Below are 20,827 nucleotides of genomic sequence, written 5' to 3'. Positions count from 1 at the left end.
CTAGGCGGCCCGGGTCTGGTAAGAGCTCTCGTCAGCCTCAACCGTCTGAGGGGAGGACTGCGCCTTGCGATGCATGTCGAGCTCGACGATGTTGCCTGTCAGGACGATGGTTGCGGGATGATCGCCGTTCTCGAACAGCGCATATTTCATCGCTTGCGCGCGGTTGACGAATAGCCCGCCGAACAGTCCGTTCTGTTCCTGGGCAACCCAGTCACCCCGGCTATTGCGGCCGATGATCACAAGGTGCGCGTTGCAGGATGGGGGCTCATCGAGTTTCTTCACGACACTTCTCCAGGTTTGTTGCGCTGATGCCATGGTTTCGTATTTGCGCAACAACTCAGATATCGGCGAGGTCTCATATGAATTCGAGCGTGTGGCGGCGTCGATTTCATAGGAGAGATGTAGGGAATCGGAGCGTGCGAGGCCCGCAATATCCGGCCTTCAGGACCACGCCTGGTTGATCGTGGCGGTCAAGGCGTAGAGCAGACCATAGGCCGCGGCCTCGTCCCAATGCGTCAGCGTGCGGGCGAACAGGCTTTCATGTCGCACGATCCCGGTAACGACGCAGAGAGCAATGCTCAGAAGCAGCAGCGCCGCAAAGCTTCGACCGAAGTCCGGATTGCCGAACGCAGCGAAGCTAACGAGAATCAGTATTCGCAAGGCAAACCGTGCCGCGACCTGAACAGACTTGACGTTGGTCGTCATCGGATACCACCGGGCCGTTTAGCGCCGCCACGAGATCGCGCTCAACCGAGGTTGTCGCAGAGCACGGGCTCGTAGATCGGGTTGGTATCCTGCGGCACGGCTGGCACGCTGGTCTGGATTGTCGGAGCGGTTATCCGGCGGGCCTCGACGAACGCGTTCAGGATAGCAAGTGCCAGATCGGCGTGGCGGGCTTCGACCGCTGAATCGAGCCAGTCCGGAAGCTCGCGCTGGCGTGACAGCGCGCAATGCCATTCGCCCTCGTCATAGGCGATCCGGCGCAGTTGCCATTGCGGCAGTTCCAGCTCGATCAGAGCGAGGGCCGCATCGGTCCAGGCGCCCGATTCGAGCAGCCGTTCGAGGCGAAACGATCTTTCGCTTTGCCCGAGCGAGGGAAAGCGGCGGCATGCCTGGGCGATGACGTCGGACATGATGTCGGCGGTAACGGCATCGGCGTTACGAAGCCGTTCGCCAAGTTCGGCGGGATTTGGATGTTCTGAAGGGAGCAGCATGGCGATATCTCACGTGAAGCGCGGCTGAAACTGCAGCCACGCCGCCAAAGTGGTGAAAACGCCATTTGAAAACGAGATGAGGCGAGGGGCGGAGATATAGGGATTTCATAAAGACGGTCCCTGTCGTCCCTGCCTAGTGCGCAATTGCGCACGGGGCGCAGGGACGACATCCATGAAGGACATCGCCTTTATGAGATTCCTATAACGTCCTCATCGCTACCGTCTCGAAAACCTATGCGCCCGGTGGCACTTCACGGCCATCAAACGCGAATGCCGCAGGTCGCGGCCTCGCGATCACAGTCGCACAGGAACATCCCATGCTGGACATTCTCATGCTGGGGCTCGGCCTCGGCTTCTTCGTGGCGGGCATAGGTTACGCCTATGCCTGCGAACGGTTGTGAGGAGGAGAGCGCCATGACCTTCGATTATTCACTTGCTGCCCTCGTCTCGGTGGGCCTGCTGTTCTACCTCACTTACGCCCTGCTGCGGCCCGAGCGGTTCTGAACCCGCCATGCTCGCGCTGGTCCAGATCGTGCTCGCATTTGTTGTGAGTTCGGCGCTGCTGATTGCGTTGCTGCGCATGCTGCTGCCTGCCAGACTTTCCTGAAGGACTCCGACTATGACACCCATTGGCTGGATTCAGATCATCCTCTACTGCGCGATCGTCGTCGCGCTGGTCAAACCGCTCGGCTGGTACATGACGCGCGTCTTCAACGGCGAGCGCACGTTCCTCTCACCGGTCCTGCGCCCGGTCGAGCGCGGGCTGTACTGGGTCGGTGGTGTCGACGAGAAGCGCGAGCAGCATTGGCTGACCTATACGGTCGCGATGCTGCTGTTCCATGTCGGCGGCTTCCTGATCATCTACGGCCTGATGCGGCTGCAGGCGCTGCTGCCGTTCAACCCGGCCGAACAATCCGCGGTCGCCGAGGACCTGTCCTTCAATACCGCGATTTCCTTCATCACCAACACCAACTGGCAGAACTACGGCGGCGAAAGCACGCTGTCCTACCTGGTGCAGATGCTGGGACTGACGCATCAGAACTTCCTGTCGGCGGCAACCGGCATCGCGTTGGCGGTCGCGCTGATCCGCGGCTTCTCGCGCTCCTCGATGCGCACCCTCGGCAATTTCTGGGTCGACGTGACCCGTTGCACCCTTTATGTGCTGCTGCCGATCTGCGTGGTCTACACCCTGTTCCTGGTGTGGCAGGGCATGCCGCAGACGCTTGGCGCCTATGTCGATGCCACCACGCTGGAAGGCGCCAAGCAGACCATCGCGGTCGGCCCCGTCGCCTCGCAGGTCGCGATCAAGATGCTGGGCACCAATGGCGGCGGCTTCTTCAACGCCAACGCCGCGCACCCTTTCGAGAACCCGACCGCGCTGTCGAACTTCGTGCAGATGATCTCGATCTTCGCACTCGGTGCCGCGCTCACCAACGTGTTCGGCCGCATGGTCGGCAACCAGCGCCAGGGCTGGGCGATCCTCGCGGTGATGGGCGTCCTGTTCCTGTCCGGCGTCGCCGTCACCTATTGGGCCGAAGCCAACGGCACCTCGGCGCTGAGCGCGCTCGGGCTCACCGGCGGCAACATGGAAGGCAAGGAAGTCCGCTTCGGCATCGTCGCCTCCAGCCTGTTTGCCGTCGTAACCACGGCGGCCTCCTGTGGCGCGGTCAACGCCATGCATGATTCATTTACCGCGCTCGGCGGCATGATCCCGCTGATCAACATGCAGCTCGGCGAAATCATCGTCGGCGGCGTCGGCGCCGGCCTCTACGGCATGCTGCTGTTCGTGGTGCTGGCGATCTTCGTCGCCGGCCTGATGGTCGGCCGTACGCCGGAATATGTCGGCAAGAAGATCGAGGCGCGGGAGGTCAAGATGGCGATGCTCGCCATTCTGGTGCTGCCCTTGATGTATCTCGGCTGGACCGCGATCGCCGTCGTGCTGCCGTCGGCAGTGGCGTCGATGGCCAATTCAGGCCCGCACGGTTTCACCGAGGTGCTCTATGCCTTTACCTCGGCGACCGGCAATAACGGCTCGGCCTTCGCTGGCCTGACCGGCAACACCTTCTTCTACAACCTGACGCTCGCCAGTTCGATGTTCGTCGGCCGCTTCTTCATGATCGTGCCGGCGATGGCGCTGGCCGGTTCGCTCGCGGCCAAGAAGTCGATCCCGCCCTCGGCCGGTACGTTGCCGACCACCGGCGGGCTGTTCGTCGGCCTCGTCGTCGGCGTCATCCTGATCATCGGCGGGCTCACCTTCTTCCCGGCGCTGGCGCTCGGCCCGATCGTCGAGCACCTCGCCATGAACGCCAACACCCTGTTCTGATCGCAAGATCCTGCTTTGACTCTCGGAGTTACGTCCATGGAAACCATGAAACTGCAGAAAAAAGTGACGGCTTCGGCAATGCTCGATCCCAAGATCGTCGTGCCGGCGATCCGCGCCGCCTTTGCCAAACTCGACCCGCGGCTGATGGTCAAGAACCCCGTGATGTTCGTGGTCGAGATCGTCGCTACCCTGACGTCGGTGATCTTCCTGCGCGACCTCGTCACCGGCGGCGCCAACCTCGGCTTCACCTTCCAGATCATCGTCTGGCTGTGGTTCACGGTGCTGTTCGCCAACTTCGCCGAAGCCGTCGCCGAAGGCCGCGGCAAGGCGCAGGCGGAATCGCTGAAGAAGACCCGCACCGAGAGCAAGGCCAAGCTGCTGAAGGGCACGGACAAGACCTATCAGCTGGTGTCCGGCACCAGCCTGAAAGTCGGCGACATCGTGCTGGTCGAGGCCGGCGACAATATCCCGAGCGACGGCGAGGTGATCGAGGGCGTCGCGTCGGTCAACGAGGCGGCGATAACCGGTGAATCCGCGCCCGTGATCCGCGAATCCGGCGGCGACCGCTCGGCGGTTACCGGCGGCACGCAGGTGCTGTCCGACTGGATCCGCGTTCGCATTACGGCAGCGCAAGGCTCGACCTTCATCGACCGCATGATCAAGCTGGTGGAAGGCGCCGAGCGGCAGAAGACGCCGAACGAGATCGCGCTCAACATCCTGCTGGCGGGCCTAACCATCATCTTCGTGTTCGCGACGGTAACGATCCCGAGCTATGCGGCCTATGCCGGCGGCTCGATTTCGGTGGTGGTGCTGGTGGCACTGTTCGTGACGCTGATCCCGACCACGATCGGCGCGCTGCTGTCGGCGATCGGCATTGCCGGCATGGACCGGCTGGTGCGCTTCAACGTGCTGGCGATGTCCGGCCGCGCGGTGGAAGCCGCCGGCGACGTCGATACGCTGTTGCTCGACAAGACCGGCACCATCACCCTCGGCAACCGCCAGGCCACGGAGTTTCGCCCCGTGCTTGGGGTCACCGAGCAGGAACTGGCGGATGCGGCGCAGCTTGCCTCGCTCGCCGACGAGACGCCGGAAGGCCGCTCGATCGTGGTGCTGGCGAAAGAGAAGTACGGCATTCGCGGCCGTGACATGAAGGAGCTGGCGGCGACCTTCATTCCCTTTACCGCGCAGACCCGGATGAGCGGTATCGACGCCGGCGCGTCTTCGGTCCGCAAGGGCGCGGTGGATGCGATCCTCAGCTATGTCGACGGTGGCGGCGAGTTCCGTGCGGTGGCGTCCGGCAATACGGTGCGTGCCCTGCAGACCGGCGCCGTCTCCGCGGCGGCGCGCGAAATCCAGGCGATTTCGGATGAGATTGCCAAGGCTGGCGGCACGCCGCTCGCGGTGGCCAAGGATGGCAAGTTGCTCGGCGTCGTCCACCTGAAGGACATCGTCAAGGGCGGCATCCGCGAGCGCTTTGCCGAACTGCGCCGCATGGGCATCCGCACTGTGATGATCACCGGCGACAACCCGATGACGGCCGCCGCCATCGCCGCCGAGGCCGGCGTCGACGATTTCCTGGCGCAGGCGACGCCCGAGGACAAGCTGAAGCTGATCCGTGACGAGCAGGCCAAGGGCAAGCTGGTGGCGATGTGCGGCGACGGCACCAACGACGCTCCGGCGCTCGCCCAGGCCGACGTCGGCGTCGCCATGAACACCGGAACGCAAGCCGCCCGCGAAGCCGGCAACATGGTCGACCTCGATTCCAACCCGACCAAGCTGATCGAGGTGGTCGAGATAGGCAAGCAACTATTGATGACACGCGGCGCGCTGACGACGTTCTCGATTGCCAACGACGTCGCCAAATACTTTGCCATCATCCCGGCGATGTTCCTGGCGTTCTACCCGCAGCTCGCGGTGCTCAATGTGATGCATCTGGCGAGCCCGCAAAGCGCGATCCTGTCGGCGATCATCTTCAACGCCCTGATCATCATCGCGCTGATCCCGCTGGCACTGAAAGGCGTCGCCTATCGCGCCGTCGGCGCCGGTGCGTTGCTCCGCCGTAACCTGCTGATCTACGGGCTCGGCGGCATCATCATTCCCTTTATCGGCATCAAGGCCATCGACCTCGCCGTCGCGGCCCTGGGCCTGGCTTAGGACTCAACCGTCATTGCGGGCGAAGCGAAGCAATCCATAGTGCCGCAAAGGAAGACTGGATTGCTTCGTCGCTTCGCTCCTCGCAATGACGGAACCACTTACGGAGACACACCATGTTACGCGAACTTCGTCCCGCCATTCTCATCCTGGTCCTGCTGACGCTGATCACAGGCCTTGCCTATCCCCTCGCGATGACCGCCATCGCCGGCGTCATCTTTCCGAAGCAGGCGCAAGGCAGCCTGATCGAGAAGGACGGCAAGGTGGTGGGCTCCAGCCTGATCGGGCAGGAGTTCAAGGACGACAAATATTTCCACGGCCGTCCTTCCGCGACCTCGGCGCCGGATCCGGCCGATTCCACCAAGACAGTGCCGGCGCCCTATAACGCCGCCAACTCCGGCGGCTCCAATCTCGGCCCGACCAGCAAGGCGCTGAACGACCGGATCAAGGACGACGTCGAGAAACTGAAGGCGGAAAATCCGAGCGCCACCGTTCCGGTCGACTTGGTCACGACATCGGGTAGCGGGCTCGATCCCGATATTTCACCGGAGGCGGCGCTGTTCCAGGTGCCGCGGGTGGCGAAAGCCCGGAGCATGCCGGAAGATCAGGTCCGCCAATTGGTCACGGCCAACAGCCAGGGCCGCCTCGCGGGCCTGCTCGGCGAGCCCCACGTTAACGTTTTGGCGTTGAATTTGGCGCTGGACCGGGCTGCCACCAAATGAGGCCATCTAGGCCGGGCGGTGGGTGAGGGCTATATAACTGTATGGTCCAGGCCCGCCGCGATTCCGAACAACGTCCCTCGCCGGAAGCTTTGCTGGAAGCGGCCCGGCGCGAGGAAAGCCGCGCCGGCAAGCTCAAGATATTCGTCGGCGCCGCCCCCGGCGTCGGCAAGACCTACGAGATGCTGCAGAGCGCGCATGCGCGGATCAAGGCGGGCGCCGATGTCGTGGTCGGCGTGGTCGAGACCCACGGCCGGGCCGAGACCGAGGCGCTGCTCGCGGGCCTCGAAGTGCTGCCGCGCAAGCGGCTCAGCTACAAGGAGCAGACGCTCGAGGAAATGGACCTCGACGCCCTGATCGCGCGGCGGCCGCAAATCGCGCTGGTCGACGAACTCGCCCACACCAACGCGCCGGGCAGCCGCCATCCCAAGCGCTATCTCGATGTCGAAGAGCTGCTCTCCCACGGCATCGACGTCTATACCGCGGTTAACATCCAGCACATCGAGAGCCTCAACGACGTGGTGGCCCAGATCACCCATGTTCGGGTCCGCGAGACCGTGCCGGACAAGGTGTTCGACCGCGCCGACGCCATCGAGCTGATCGATCTGACGCCCGACGACCTGATCCAGCGGCTGAAGGAGGGCAAGGTCTATGTCCCCAAACAGGCCGAGCGGGCGCTGGAGCATTATTTCTCGCCGGGCAATCTGACCGCGTTGCGTGAGCTGGCGTTGCGGCGAACCGCCGAGCGGGTCGATGAGCAGTTGCTGACCCATATGCAGGCCAATGCCATTGCGGGCCCCTGGGCCGCGGGCGAGCGCATTCTGGTCTGCCTGAGCGAGGATCCGCGCGCGGCCGGTCTGGTGCGCTACACCAAGCGGCTGGCGGACCGGCTGCATGCGCCATGGACGGCGATCTCCATTGAAACGCGTCGCAGTCTGCAGCTCACCGATGAACAGCGCGACCGGCTCGCAGACACCATGCGGCTGGCCGAAGCGCTCGGGGCCGAGGCGCTGACCATTCCCGGCGTCGGCCGCCGCATTGCCGACGACGTCATCCATTTCGCGCAAGCCAACAACGTGACGCAGATCATCATCGGCAAGTCGACGCGCTCGTGGTGGTTCGAACTGATGCGCGGCTCGGTCGTGCACGATCTGGTGCGGCGCGCCGGCAATATCAGCGTCAACGTCATCGCCGGCGACGAACAGGGCGTGACCAAGGCGGCGGTGCAGACCGCGGCGCGGCCGGAGCCGTTCAACCCGCGGCCGTATTTGATGGCGCTGTTGTTCGTCGCGATCGGGCTTGCCGCGGCCTCATTGATCCAGCCGCTGTTCGGCGGCATCGAGAACGTCGACCTGGTGTTCCTCACCGCGGTGGTCAGCGTCGCCGCGCGCTACGGTCTGTGGCCGTCGTTGCTGGCGAGCGTCGCGGCATCGCTGTGCTATAATTTCTTCTTCCTGCCGCCGGTCTATACCTTCACCATCACCGACCCGACCAATATCGCGGCGTTCTTCTTCTTCATGCTGATTGCGCTACTGGTGTCGAACGTCGCGGCGCGGGTGCGTTCGCAGGCCGATACCGCGATCGGTCGGGTGCGCACCACCGAGTCGCTCTACGCCTTCAGCCGCAAACTGGCGGGCACCGCGACGCTCGACGACGTCTTGTGGGCGACCGCCTATCAGAACGCGCTGATGCTGAAAGTCCGCGTGGTGCTGCTGTTGCCGGAGGAGGGCGTACTGACCGTCAAGGCCGGCTATCCGCCGGAGGATCAGCTCGACCAGGCCGATCTCGCCGCCGCCAACTGGGCCTGGGACAACGACCGCCCGGCCGGGCGCGGTTCGGACACGCTGCCGGGCGCCAAGCGGCTGTTCCTGCCGATGCGAACCGGACGCGGCGCGATCGGCGTCATCGGCATCGACGACGACCGCACCGGGCCGTTGCTGACGCCGGACCAGCGGCGGCTGCTGGACGCGCTGGTCGACCAGGGCGCGCTGGCGATCGAGCGGGTGCTGCTGGTCGAGGACATGGACCGGGTCAAACGCACGGTGGAATCCGACCGGCTGCGCGGCGCGCTTCTGACCTCGATCTCGCATGACCTGAAAACGCCGCTGGCCTCGGTGCTCGGCGCTGCCTCCACCATCCGCGATCTCGATGCCGGCCTGACCGACGAAGAGAAGCGCGATCTGCTCGCCACCGTGATCGACGAATCCGAGCGGCTGAATCGCTTTATTGCCAATCTGCTCGACATGACCAAGCTCGAATCCGGCGCCATCGTGCCCAATACCGCGCGGCACGATCTCAGCGAGATCGTCGGCAGCGCACTGCGCCGCGCCGGCAAGATCCTGATCCATCACAAGGTCTCGCTTGAACTGGCGGCCGATCTGCCGATGCTGGAGCTCGACGCTGTGCTGTTCGAACAGGTGCTGTTCAATCTGCTTGATAACGCCGCCAAATATGCGGCGGCGGATACCACGATATCGATCCGGGCCATGCCGGATCGTGGGCAGGTCGCGCTGCAGATCATGGACGAGGGCAACGGCATCCCGCTAGGCGAGCTGGAAAGTGTGTTCGACAAATTCTACCGCGCGCAGAAGGGCGATCATGTTCGTCCGGGCACCGGGCTGGGGCTGGCGATTTCGCGCGGCTTCGTCGAAGCCATGCACGGCACGATTACGGCCGCCAACCGCGCCGACCGTAGCGGCGCCGTACTGACCATTCGGCTGCCGATCCCGGTGGCGTCAAATTCCCTGGATACCGCCGCATGAACGCCACCCCGATCAAGGTTCTGGTCATTGACGACGAACCGCCGATCCGCAAGCTGTTACGGATGGGGCTGAGCACGCAGGGTTATGACATTCTCGAAGCCTCCAACGGCAAGCTGGCGCTGGAGAAGCTCGCCGAGGGTCCGGCGCTGATCATCCTCGATCTCGGTCTGCCGGATATTCAGGGCCACGAACTGCTGCGGATGATCCGTGGCCGTAACGACAGCGTGCCGATCGTGGTGCTGTCGAGCCGGGGTGACGAGGCGGGAAAAGTCCAGGCGCTCGACCTCGGTGCCGATGATTACCTGACAAAACCGTTCGGGATGGACGAGTTGCTGGCACGCATGCGCGCGGCGCTGCGGCATCAATTGCAGGTGCAGGGCGAGCGGCCGGTGTTTCGCTCCGGCGATCTCTCGGTCGATCTGGTGCGTCGCATCGTCAAGGTCGGCGAGCGCGAGGTCAAGCTTTCGCCGAAGGAATACGAACTGCTGCGGGTGCTGGTGCAGCACGCCGGCAAGGTGCTGACGCATCGGTTTCTCCTGAAGGAATTGTGGGACGAACTGACCGACGCGCAATATCTGCGCGTCTATGTCCGCCAGCTCCGGCAGAAGATCGAGGCCGATCCGGAGCGGCCGCAGATCGTGCTGACCGAGACCGGGATCGGCTATCGATTGCGTGCTGGAGATTAGCCACTGCTGTCATGCCCCGCGCAGGCGGGGCATCCAGTAGGCCGCGGTCTTTCGGCCTTAACACTGGCTTCTCTGGAATACTGGATCGCCCGCCTTCGCGGGCGACGACATCCCGGTATGAGCGGGAACTTTCCCAAATCGCAACCATTATTTCCGTTCACCGGGAGATCCATCATGGCACGAAAATATTCGAAGAAAGCCTCCGCCGACGTCGAACGCGCAATGAAGAAGCGCAAAGCCGGAACGTTGCGAAGCGGCCGCTCGAAAAAGAAAGTCACCAGCCGCAAGCAGGCAATTGCGATCGGGCTGTCCGAGGCGCGCGCCGAGGGCAAGAAGGTGCCGAAGAAGACGGCGAAGAAGCGCAAGACGGCGAAGAAGACCGCCGGGAAAACGGCGAAGAAATCGAAGCGGAAGGCGAAGAAGTAGCGCCATCGTCATTGCGAGCCAACGGGTCGCGCGAATGCGCGCCCGATGACAGGCTCCGCGAAGCAATCCAGAGCCCGGCAAGGACTCTGGATTGCTTCGTCGCTTTGCTCCTCGCAATGACGACTGGACGAGCCTTATCCCGCCTTCCTCGCCCGTGCCGCGGAGCGGTGCGCCTTTTTCGCTGTGCTGTGTGCCGGTGTCCGTCGTGCAGCCGGGGCGCGCCGCTTGCCCGCCGATCCGCCCTTGAGGCTTGCCTTCAGCGCATCCATCAGGTTGATGACATTATCCGGCTTCGTCTCGCGCTCCGCCACCTTGACAGCTTGAGCGAGCCTTTCCAGTAGGCACGAGGGGCGGCCATTGCACTCTCCGGCATGGTTGGGTTTGGGAACTTCAACGGCTATGATTGGCTTTCGTTCCGGGCTGCTGCGCGGCCCTGATTTTTGAGGGTTGCCCGTGCCGCCGAAAAACCTTTCTACCTACCGCAAGAAGCGTGATTTCGAGAAGACCGCGGAGCCCTCCGGCGACGTCAAGGTGGCGCCTTCCAGGCAACGCCGGTTCGTGATCCAGAAGCACGACGCGACGCGGCTGCATTACGATCTGAGGCTTGAGTTCGACGGCGTCTTCAAATCCTGGGCGGTGACGCGCGGCCCCTCGATCGATCCCCACGACAAGCGACTGGCGGTCGAGGTCGAGGATCACCCGCTCGATTACGGCGATTTCGAAGGCACCATTCCCGACAGCGAATATGGCGGCGGCACGGTACAGCTCTGGGACCGTGGCACTTGGGACTCCGACGATCCCGAGCGCGGCTTCAGGAAGGGCGATCTGAAATTCACCCTGCACGGCGACAAGCTGCACGGCAGCTGGGTGCTGGTTCGGATGAAGGGCGACCGCTACGGCGGCAAGCGCACCAACTGGCTGCTGATCAAGCACCGCGACGAATTCGCTCAGGACGGCGAGGGCGAATCCATCCTCGAAGAGGACCGGTCGGTCGCCTCGGGGCGATCGATGGCGCAGATTGCCGAAGGCAAGGGACGGGCGCCAAAGCCGTTCATGCTGGCCAAAAACGGAAAGACCGGCGGCAAGGATAAGGCCGACGCGGTTTGGCACTCCAATCGCGGCGCGGCCGTCGAGGCGCGGGCCAAAGGCAAGACATCGATCGCGCGGCCGGTGGCTGCGACCACGGCGAAGGTCTCCAAAGCGGAGAAAGGCAAGGCGAAGAAGATCGCCGCTATCCCCGAGTTCGTGGCGCCGCAGTTGTGCACATCGGTCGAGAAGCCGCCAAACTCAGATGGCTGGGGTCATGAGATCAAGTTCGACGGCTACCGCGTGCAATTGCGGGTTTGGGATGGCGAGGTCGCGCTGAACACCCGCAAGGGGCTGAACTGGACCGACAAGTTTGGCGCCATCGCCAAAGAAGCGGAATCGTTTCCCGACGTGCTGATCGACGGCGAGATCGCCGCGCTCGACGACAACGGCGTGCCGCATTTTTCGACGCTGCAGGCCGCGCTGTCGGAAGGCAAGACCAACGAACTCGTCTACTTTGCGTTCGACCTGCTGTTTCATGGCCGCGATGATCTGCGCGATCTGCCGTTGCAGGAGCGCAAGGAGCGCCTGAAGCGCCTGCTGGAGAAGCATAACGGCAGCAAGCTGATCCGCTACGTCGACCATTTCGAAGTGCGCGGCGACGCGATGATGCAATCGGCCCGTTCCATGTCGCTGGAGGGCATCATCTCCAAGAAGCTCGATGCGCCGTATCGCTCCGGCCGGTCCGAAAGCTGGACCAAGACCAAGATACGCGACGGGCAGGAGGTCGTGCTCGGCGGCTGGAAAACCACCAACGGCAAATTCCGCTCGCTGATGGCCGGCATGCACCGCGGCAAGCAGCTGGAATATGTCGGGATCGTCGGCACCGGTTTCGGCCAGGACACGGTGCGGCGGATCATGCCGGCGTTGAAGAAGGCAGCAGCGGACAAAAGCCCGTTCGGCGGCAAGGATGCGCCGGCGAAAACCCGCGACGTGCATTGGCTGAAACCCGAACTGGTTGCCGAGATCGAGTTCGCCGGCTGGACCGACGACGGCAATATCCGGCAGGCCGCGTTCAAGGGATTGCGTCAGGATAAGCCGGCCGACGAGGTGATTGCGGAGAAGCCGCCAATGAAGAAAGCCGTCAAGACTTCGGTCGTCACAGTCAAATCCGCCACGAAAAAGGCCGCCGAGGTCATGGGCGTCGCCATTTCAAAGCCGGACAAGGCGCTGTGGCCGGACGGTGGCGACGGCGAGCCGGTGACCAAGCTCGATCTCGCCCAATACTTCGAGGCGGTCGGCGAATGGATGATCGTCCACATCAAGGGGCGGCCGTGCTCGGTGCTGCGCGCGCCCGACGGCATCGGCGGTGAGACCTTCTTTCAGCGTCACGCCATGCCGGGCGGCTCCAAGCTGCTGGCGCTCGCAAAAGTCTCCGGCGACCGCAAGCCTTATCTGCAGATCGACCGCATCGAGGGGCTGGCGGCGGTGGCGCAGAGCGGTGGGCTGGAGCTGCATCCCTGGAATTGCGCGCCTGACGCCCCCGACGTGCCGGGCCGGCTGGTGTTCGACCTCGATCCAGCACCGGATGTCGATTTTGCCCAGGTGATCGAGGCGGCCAAGGACATGCGGCAGCGGTTGACCGCCGTCGGTCTCGAAAGCTTTTGCAAGACCACCGGCGGCAAGGGCCTGCATGTGGTGACGCCGCTGCTGTACGGCATCAAGGACAGGGTGACGTGGAAGGAAGCCAAGGCCTTCGCGCAAGCCGTTTGCCAATGGATGGCGAACGACGATCCAGAGCGCTATTTGCTCAACATGTCGAAGAAGCTGCGCAACGGAAAGATTTTTCTCGACTACCTGCGCAACGACCGGCTGGCGACCGCGGTCGCGGTATTGTCGCCGCGCGCGCGCGCCGGCGCGACCGTGTCGATGCCGCTGACATGGACGCAAGTCCGGGGCGATCTCGATCCGAAGAAGTTCACCGTCCGCACGGTGCCGGCGCTGCTTTCGAAGACGAAGGCGTGGGTCGGCTATGATGATGCGGCGGTGTCGATCAAGGCCGCGATGAAGAAGCTGGCTTCAAAGGCTTAGGGCCGCAAGGAGAGGTAGGCGTCATGCCCGGGCAGAAGCGCGTCTTCGCGCCAGGTGACCCGGGCATCCACGTCTTAACAGCGCCGCCGCGACAAGACGTGGATGGCCGGGACAAGCCCGGCCATGACGAATAACGAACGTACGGCTCGCTTACAGCTTCCCGAGCAGCAGCAGGATCAGCAAAATCACCACGACGAGGCCGAGGCCGCCACCGCCGTAATAGCCGGTGCCGTAGAACGGTCCGCCGCCGACGCCGCTGAAACCGCCGAGCAGGGCGATGACGAGAATGATCAGGATGATTGTTCCGATGGACATTGAATTCCTCCTCAGCCCGGCAGTGAGGCGTCAAGTTGTCGCTGCCTTCAGCCGGGAGAACCCATGGGAACTGTGAAAGTTCCGCCTTTTGCGCCGCGATATTGCGCAGGCCTCTTCCTTTCGTGAGTCGCGGAATTACATGAGGTCGTGGTCAGAAGAGGATTTCGCGATGTCCGCACCGCTTGTTGTTTCGATCCCGCACAGCCTCGGGCGCGAGGAGGCGATGCGCCGCCTGAAGACGGGGCTGTCGCGCGCGGCCGCCAGCGTGCCGGTGCTCAGTGTCGACGAAGAACGCTGGGAGGACAACCGCATGATATTTCGCGTGCGCGCGATGGGGCAGGCGGCGGCCGGCCATGTCGATGTCGCCGACGATCATGTGCGGGTTGAAGTCGTGCTGCCATGGCTGCTGCAGCGTTTTGCGGAGGCCGCACAAGCCATGATCCGCAGCCGCGGCGATCGGCTATTGACCAAGAAGAGCTGACGCCGCGGTTACGTGCGCCGGCGCTTGGGCGCCGGTTTGGCCTTGCCATGATATCCGGCCTTCGCCACGGCCACCGGAAGGTTCGTCAGCAGGTCGGAGAGTCGCAACTCCGCGGCATCGGCATCGGCAAAACCTTCCACGGCATAGCCGCTGATATCCAGCGTTGCATCGAAGCTCGCGGCAAGTGGCCACGATCGGCCATTGTCGGTGAAGGCCGCAAAGCATCTGGGGACAACGACAACGGCGGCGTTGCGGCCTTGCCGCCGCGCATAGGCGATGAAGTGGTTGCGATGCGGCCCGTGCACTTCAAGCGGCGCGTAATCGCCGTTCGCAAAGATATCGGCGAGTTCGGTGCGCAGCTTCAGCAGATGCCGGGTCCAGGCCAGCTTCACATGGCCGCTCGGCCAATCCTTCGTCAGTTGTTGCCAATCCGGCCGCTCCACGTCTTGAAGCGCGCGGGCCCGGGCCACAAAATCCACTGGCCGCCGGTTATCGGGATCAACCAGCGAAAAATCCCACAACTCGGTGCCCTGATAGAAATCAGGCACGCCAGGCATGGTCGCCTTCAGCGTGAGCTGGCTCAGCGAGTTCAGCGCGCCCAACAGCGAAACCCGCCGCGCCAGCGTTTGCAGCGAATCCAGAAATTCCGGTGACTGCGGGCGATCCAGGATCCGCCCGATGAATGTTTTCAGCCCTGCTTCATAGGCCGGATGCGGATTGAGCCAGCTCGTCTCCTGCTTGCCTTCCCGTGCCGCCTTCAGCGCATAGGCCTGGATGCGTTCGACGAACGCGCCGTCGTCGGGCTGCCATGCGCCCAGCAAGGTCTGGTACAGCATGTATTCGAACGTCGCGGACGGCGCGCGGATGTCGCCGTCGGTGACCAGATGCGCCGCGTTGAGCAGTTTCCAGCGGGCGACGGCGCTGGTCCATTCGCCCGGAATTTCCGCTAGCGCCATGATCCGCATCCGCGCATCCTCGCCGCGCTTGGTGTCGTGGGTCGCGGACGCCGTCATGCCATGCGGCCATTCCCGCGCGCGCGTTGCCATCGTGGCGTGAAAGGCCTGCAGCGGAAGCGCGTTGGCGGAGGGGTCTCCGCCGACCTCGTTGAGAGCGAGCAGGCGGTGATAGCGGTAGAACGCGGTATCTTCGAGCGACTTGGCCATCAAGGGCCCGGTGAATTGCTGCACCTTCAGGGCGAAGCGCCGTACGCGTGGCGCGCTGTGGGCGACGCGGCCGGGCTTGAGCAGGTCCATGGTCAGGGTATCGCGCAGGAAATCGAAAATGCCGTCGTCGGCGGCGAACCAGTCGGCGCGGGCCTTGTCGAGGGTCTCCGAAATCAGCGCGCGGTCATGCGCGGTCGGGCCCGACGAAGCGAGATAGGTACGATAGACCGGAAAGTGCAGCACATAGAGTTCGAGCGCCTGCCGCAGGCTGTCGGCGGAATAATCGCGGGTCGAATAATGCCCGCTCGCGATCCGCGCCAGCAGCCGCGACAGCACGGTAAATTCGCTGGCGAGCAGGGTTTCCAGCACGCGGCGTTTGGCGTCGAGCAGCACCGGCTCGAGTTTCGGCGCTTGATTGCTGATCTGGCGCCAGACCTCGTCCAGGGCGCCAAGGCCATTGCCGTCAACCAGCACCTGCGTCATGACGTTCAACCACTCGTAACCGGTGGTGCCGTGAACGCCGCTGAATTTTGGTAGCCGTTCGTCTTCGCCGAGGATTTTTTCGACCACCGTGTAGAACGGCCGCGGATGACCCCCCTGCGCATCGCGGACCAGCCGGCGCAGGCGCTGGAAATATTGCGCGGGATCGCGCAGGCCGTCGATGTGGTCGAGCCGCAGGCCCTGCAGTCTGTCCTCCGATATCAATTTTTTAACCAGGGTATGGATGGCGTCGAACGTGCCGGCGTCCTCGACCCGCAATCCCGCCAGCGTATTGACGTCAAAGAAGCGGCGGTAGTTGATGTCGCTGGAGGCGAGCCGCCAGTGGCCGAGCCTGTAGTGCTGGCGTTCGAGCAGATGATGCAGCGCCAGCGTCGGCGCCGCGCGGTCCGGTCCGGCGCGATAGGCCGCAAGGCCTAGTTCGATGATATCGGCGCCGCCCTCGATCGCCCGCAGTTCGGCCTTGAAGGCCGGAGCTTCGCGGCGATTAGGATGACGCAAGCCGGTGTAGCGCGAGGCGAGCGCAAGCAGCCGCTTGCCGGCCGCGCTGTCTTCGGCCCCGGCGTCGTTGACGATCATGCGCAGGATTTCGCTGTAGCGCTCGGGCCCGATCGGCAGCCGATGTTCGAAATACCAGGCCGAAAAGCTGCCTTCGCCCGGATCATGGCGCAGCACGATATCGCCGCTTTCCAGCGCCTGCCCATACGAGGTGCCGATGATCGGCAGCAGCACGCCGCCGCGGGCGCGATAGGGCAACTGGTCCCAGTCGATATCAAAGGACGCCGCGTGCGGCGAGGCCGGGCCCCATTCCAGCACATCCAGCCACCAGGGGTTACCAGCGAAATGCACGCCGACATGGTTGGGCACGAAATCGAGGATCAGCCCGATATCGTGCTGCTTAAGCGCCGCACTGAGCCGTTCGAAGCCGGCCTCGCCGCCGAGCTCCGGATTGAGTTTGGTGTGATCGACGATGTCGTAGCCATGGGTTGAGCCCTCGGCCGCCTTCATGAAGGGTGAGGCATAGAGATGGGTGACGCCGAGCGCTGCCAGATAGGGCACCACTTCGGCGGCGGCATCGAAACTGAAATCCGCCGTGAGCTGCAGGCGGTAGGTCGCGATCGGGATCGCCGGGGGCATGGTCCTATCCGAGGCGCCAGACCACCGACCATGGGGGGACGCGCCCGTTCAACTCGCTGCCCCAGATCGGGGTTCCATTTGACGTGGTCGCCGCATGGGAGATTTCGCGGTCAGACAGGTTGGCCACGAGCGCGAGCGTCGTGCCGTCGCCCATCCGCCAATCCGCCGTCAGCAGGCCATCCAGGGTCGCACTGGCTGCGCCAAAGGCGGCGCCGGCGAGGCGGGGGGCGATCTGCTTCCGGCGGATTGCGAGCAGGTCGCGCACCAGTTTCAGCCGCTTTTGCGGCGCCGCCTGCCGGCGTTCGTCCCAATCGAGCACCGCCGATTGGAAGGTCCACAGCTCAAGCGCGTCCGGCACCTCGTCGCCATATTCGGCGTAGGCCCATTGGTATTCGCTGCGGCGGCCCTGGCGGACGGCGTTCGCCAGATCGCCCTTGAAATCGCAGAAGAACGGAAACGGTGTCTTCGAACCCCACTCCTCGCCCATGAACAGCATCGGGATCGCCGGCGCCAGCAGCATCACCGCCAGCGCCGCTTCGATCGCCTCGGTGCGGGCGACCGATTCCAGGCGATCGCCGAGCGGGCGATTGCCGATCTGGTCGTGATTGCCGAGGAAGTTGATGAAGGCCGTCGGAGACAGTGCGCCGCTCGGCTCACCGCGCGCGCCGCGGCGAAACGCGGACATTTCGCCTTGATAGACGAAGCCTGATGACAGCGAGCGGGCGATGTCCTGCAGCGGCGCGCGCTGATAGTCGCCATAGTAACCTTGGTTCTCGCCGGTCATCAGCACGCGCCAGGCGTGGTGATAGTCGTCGTTCCATTGCGCACGGTATTTGCCCTGTGGCGGATCCTGCGCGGGGTCGAGGATGCTGGCGCGGTTGTCGCCGTTTTCCAGCACCAGATGGATATGGCGGCCGGTCGCTTTGGCGAGTTCACCTGCGGCGGCGCTGAGATCGTGCAGCAGCGACAGCCCGCCCGGCTCGACGATGCTGTTGACGGCATCGAGCCGCAGCCCGTCGAAGCGGTAGTCGCGCAGCCAATGCAGCGCGTTCTCGATCGCAAACGCGCGCATCTCCGGCACACGATAATCGATCGCGCTGCCCCATGGCGTATGCGCGTCGGTGAAAAACGTCGGCGCATAGCGGCCGAGATAATTTCCCTCGGGGCCGAAGTGGTTATAGACCACATCGAGCATCACCATCAGCCCGCGCAGATGCGCCTCGTCGATCAGCGTCTTGAGGTCCTCCGGACGGCCGTAGGCGCTGTCGGGCGCGTACCACAGCACGCCGTCATAGCCCCAGTTGCGGGAGCCGGCAAAATCCGCCAGCGGCAGCAGCTCCAGCGCGGTGATGCCGGTTTCGACGAGATGATCGAGGTGTTCGATCATGGTGCGGTAGCTGCCTCCAGGTGTGAAGGCGCCGACATGAGCCTCGACGATGACGGCGTCCTGCCACGGCCGGCCGCGCCAATCCCCGGCGCGCCAGGCAAAGCTGGCGTGATCGATCACTTCGCTCGGGCCGAACACGTCGTCGGGTTGAAAGTCCGAGGCCGGATCGGGGACATCGATCTCGTCATCGATGCGGAATTTATAACGCGCCCCGGCCGTCACGCCTGCAATATCGGCCGTGTACCAGCCGTCGTTGCCGCGTGTCATCGCATGCGGCTGCTGCAGCATCACATCGATGCGTTTCGCCGCCGGCGCCCACAGCCGAAAGCGCGTGCCATCCTTTGTCAGTTGCGGGCCGAATTGCCGCGCCTTCATGCAGCGCCCGCAAAGGCGAGCACCGAGCGCGGCGGCGCCTTGGTCTCGACGCCTGCGGCGAAATCCACTGTCTTCTGTTTGATTTCGGTGGTGTTCAACACCTGCTGCCAATTCTTGTGATCGGGCATGGTCGGAAACTTGAATACGATCTCGTCGGGCGCTGCGTTCAGCACGATAAAGATCGGCGCCTGTCCTTGTTCCATCGGGCCGAGCACATAAGCGAGGAAGCGGCCGTCCGGGAACGTCCAGTCGGACTCCTTCATTTCCACGGCGGCCGGCGTCAGCCACAGCACGCCGTAGGAGCCGTCGGCCCGCCGTCCGTCGAGCCAGCGCTGGCTGCGGATCTGCCCGAAGCGGCGGCGCAGTTCGGTCATGTGGCCGACGAAGTCGGTGAGGTCGTCGCCTTGCTTGCCGAGATTGTCCCAGCCGATCCAGCCGGTCTCGTTGTCCTGGCAATAGGCGTTGTTGTTGCCGTTCTGGGTATTGCCGACTTCGTCGCCGGCCAGCATCAGCGGTGTCCCCTGCGCAAGGAAGAGGCAGGCGAGCTGGTTCTTGCGGAGCTGGCGGCGCAGCGCGGTGATCGCGGCGTCGTCGGTCGGGCCTTCATGGCCGCAATTGTTGCTGTGGTTGTCGCTGGAGCCGTCGCGATTGTCCTCGCCGTTGGCCTCGTTGTGCTTCTCGTTGTAGCTGAACAGGTCCGCCAAAGTGAAACCGTCATGCACGGTGACGTGGTTGATGCCGGCGCGGGGCGCGCGGCTGTCGTGGTGAAACAGGTCGGATGACGCCGTCATGCGGCCTGATACTTCGCCGATCAGGCTGCCTTCGCCGCTCCAGTAGCGCCGCATCGCGCTGCGATAGCGGTCGTTCCATTCCGACCATTGCGACGGAAACGCGCCGACCTGGTAGCCGCCCAGGCCGAGATCCCAGGGTTCGGCGACCATCTTGACGGTCGCCAGCACCGGATCCTGCCGCACGGCGGTCAGGAACGCCGCGTTGCGATCATATCCGTTTGGCCCGCGCGCCAGCGTGGTGGCGAGGTCGAAGCGGAAGCCGTCGACATGGCAGACCTCGACCCAGTAGCGCAGCGAATCCATCACCATCTGCAGCACGCGTGGATGGGTCAGGTTGACCGAACTGCCGCAGCCGGTGAAGTCGTCATAAAAGCGCGGGTTCTCCGGCTTCAGCCAGTAATAAGACGCGTTGTCGATGCCGCGGAACGACAGCGTCGGACCCATGTGGTTACCCTCGGCGGTGTGGTTATAGACGACGTCGAGCATCACCTCGATGCCGGCATCGTGCAGCCGCGCCACGGTGGTGCGGAAGGCGTCGAGCGCATTGTCCTGCGCGTAGCGGGCTTCCGGCGCGAAGAATGCCAGGGTGTTGTAGCCCCAGTAATTGACCAGCTTCTTTTCGACCAGTACACGGTCGTCGATCAATCCGTGGACCGGCAGCAGTTCGATGGTGGTGACGCCGAGGCGCTTGAGATGGTCGATCATCGCCGGCGACGACAGCCCGCCATAGGTGCCGCGCAGGTTCGGCGGCACGTCGTCTCGCTTCTGGGTCAGGCCCTTGACGTGGGCCTCGTAGATGATGGTGTCTTGCCAGGGAGTGTTGGGGCGCATCTCGCGGCGGCCCCAGTTGAAGGTTTCGTCGACCACCACGGCCTTCGGCATGCCGCGCGCATTGTCGCGCCGGTCGAAGGATAGATCCTCGCGCGCGCTGCCGGCGCGATAGCCGAAATGCGCGTCGCTCCACACCAGCCGGCCGGCCAGCCGCTTGGCATAGGGATCGAGCAGCAGCTTGTTGGCGTTGAAGCGGTGGCCGTGCTCGGGCGCGTAAGGGCCGTAGACGCGATAGCCGTAAAGCTGGCCCGGCGAAACGTCGTTGAGATAGGCGTGCCAGACATCCTCGCTGCGCTCCGGCAATTCGATGCGTTCGAGCTCGCGGCGACCCTGGCTGTCGAACAGGCATAGCTCGACCTTCTCGGCGTTGGCCGAGAACAACGCAAAGTTGGTGCCCCTGCCGTCCCAGCTTGCGCCAAGGCGCGCGGAGCTTCCCGCGGTCAAACGCATG

General features: G+C 64.0%; 16 protein-coding genes. 9 read left to right on the top strand and 7 right to left on the bottom strand.

The genetic code is table 11. The features are described from left to right. The 3 genes from BLS26_RS10675 to BLS26_RS10665 form a co-directional block, all read right to left on the bottom strand. Positions 1-315, bottom strand: coding sequence for a hypothetical protein (locus tag BLS26_RS10675; RefSeq protein WP_092517919.1), 315 nt, complete (start codon positions 313-315; stop codon positions 1-3). 126 nt (positions 316-441) lie between these two features. After that, positions 442-705: a hypothetical protein gene (locus BLS26_RS10670; protein WP_092510828.1), complete on the bottom strand. Its 264-nt coding sequence runs from the start codon at positions 703-705 to the stop codon at positions 442-444. A gap of 41 nt (positions 706-746) precedes the next feature. Continuing rightward, positions 747-1,214: a hypothetical protein gene (locus BLS26_RS10665; protein ID WP_092510826.1), complete on the bottom strand. Its 468-nt coding sequence runs from the start codon at positions 1,212-1,214 to the stop codon at positions 747-749. A 414-nt stretch (positions 1,215-1,628) separates the two neighbouring features. Between BLS26_RS10665 and BLS26_RS10660 the strand changes: the two genes are divergently transcribed. The 8 genes from BLS26_RS10660 to ligD all read left to right on the top strand — a co-directional run bounded on the left by BLS26_RS10660 (position 1,629) and on the right by ligD (position 13,398). Continuing rightward, the gene (locus BLS26_RS10660; RefSeq protein ID WP_074818397.1) at positions 1,629-1,718 is read left to right on the top strand and encodes a K(+)-transporting ATPase subunit F; all 90 of its coding nucleotides are present in this window, start codon (positions 1,629-1,631) and stop codon (positions 1,716-1,718) included. A gap of 115 nt (positions 1,719-1,833) precedes the next feature. Next, the gene (kdpA, locus tag BLS26_RS10655) at positions 1,834-3,537 is read left to right on the top strand and encodes a potassium-transporting ATPase subunit KdpA (protein ID WP_092510824.1); all 1,704 of its coding nucleotides are present in this window, start codon (positions 1,834-1,836) and stop codon (positions 3,535-3,537) included. 36 nt (positions 3,538-3,573) lie between these two features. Beyond that, entirely contained in the window at positions 3,574-5,691 is a 2,118-nt protein-coding gene (gene kdpB, locus BLS26_RS10650) for a potassium-transporting ATPase subunit KdpB (RefSeq protein WP_092510822.1), read from the top strand. Between the two features lie 113 nt (positions 5,692-5,804). Beyond that, positions 5,805-6,410, top strand: coding sequence for a K(+)-transporting ATPase subunit C (locus BLS26_RS10645; protein WP_092510820.1), 606 nt, complete (start codon positions 5,805-5,807; stop codon positions 6,408-6,410). A gap of 41 nt (positions 6,411-6,451) precedes the next feature. Next, positions 6,452-9,169 (top strand): sensor histidine kinase KdpD, encoded by a 2,718-nt coding sequence (locus tag BLS26_RS10640; RefSeq protein ID WP_092510818.1) that lies wholly within the window; start codon positions 6,452-6,454, stop codon positions 9,167-9,169. After that, on the top strand, positions 9,166-9,855 hold the full coding sequence (locus BLS26_RS10635) for a response regulator transcription factor (protein WP_092510816.1): 690 nt from the start codon (positions 9,166-9,168) through the stop codon (positions 9,853-9,855). Before BLS26_RS10640 ends, BLS26_RS10635 begins: the two co-directional genes overlap by 4 nt. A gap of 174 nt (positions 9,856-10,029) precedes the next feature. Continuing rightward, positions 10,030-10,281, top strand: coding sequence for a DUF6496 domain-containing protein (locus BLS26_RS10630; protein ID WP_092510814.1), 252 nt, complete (start codon positions 10,030-10,032; stop codon positions 10,279-10,281). A gap of 453 nt (positions 10,282-10,734) precedes the next feature. Continuing rightward, positions 10,735-13,398, top strand: coding sequence for a DNA ligase D (gene ligD, locus BLS26_RS10625; protein ID WP_092517918.1), 2,664 nt, complete (start codon positions 10,735-10,737; stop codon positions 13,396-13,398). A 150-nt stretch (positions 13,399-13,548) separates the two neighbouring features. On the opposite strand, the gene BLS26_RS10620 is transcribed toward ligD, so the two are convergent. Continuing rightward, positions 13,549-13,713, bottom strand: coding sequence for a DUF3309 family protein (locus BLS26_RS10620; RefSeq protein ID WP_092510812.1), 165 nt, complete (start codon positions 13,711-13,713; stop codon positions 13,549-13,551). Positions 13,714-13,882: 169 nt separating this feature from the next. On the opposite strand from BLS26_RS10620, the gene BLS26_RS10615 reads away from it, so the two are divergent. After that, complete coding sequence (locus BLS26_RS10615; RefSeq protein ID WP_092510810.1) at positions 13,883-14,194, top strand: polyhydroxyalkanoic acid system family protein; 312 nt, start codon at positions 13,883-13,885, stop codon at positions 14,192-14,194. An 8-nt stretch (positions 14,195-14,202) separates the two neighbouring features. On the opposite strand, the gene treY is transcribed toward BLS26_RS10615, so the two are convergent. Genes treY through glgX form a run of 3 tightly spaced genes read right to left on the bottom strand, consistent with a single transcriptional unit; the run spans position 14,203 to position 20,826 of the window. Further along, positions 14,203-16,992, bottom strand: a complete 2,790-nt coding sequence (treY, locus tag BLS26_RS10610) for a malto-oligosyltrehalose synthase (RefSeq protein WP_092510808.1) — start codon at positions 16,990-16,992, stop codon at positions 14,203-14,205. A gap of 4 nt (positions 16,993-16,996) precedes the next feature. After that, complete coding sequence (gene treZ / locus BLS26_RS10605) at positions 16,997-18,754, bottom strand: malto-oligosyltrehalose trehalohydrolase (protein ID WP_092510806.1); 1,758 nt, start codon at positions 18,752-18,754, stop codon at positions 16,997-16,999. Further along, positions 18,751-20,826: a glycogen debranching protein GlgX gene (gene glgX, locus BLS26_RS10600; protein ID WP_092510804.1), complete on the bottom strand. Its 2,076-nt coding sequence runs from the start codon at positions 20,824-20,826 to the stop codon at positions 18,751-18,753. Before glgX ends, treZ begins: the two co-directional genes overlap by 4 nt. Position 20,827 lies beyond the last annotated feature (1 nt).

This window comes from Afipia sp. GAS231, assembly GCF_900103365.1.
GTDB lineage: Bacteria > Pseudomonadota > Alphaproteobacteria > Rhizobiales > Xanthobacteraceae > Bradyrhizobium.
Note: the sequence above shows the minus strand (reverse complement) of the source record. Positions and strands in the feature narration are given on the sequence as shown.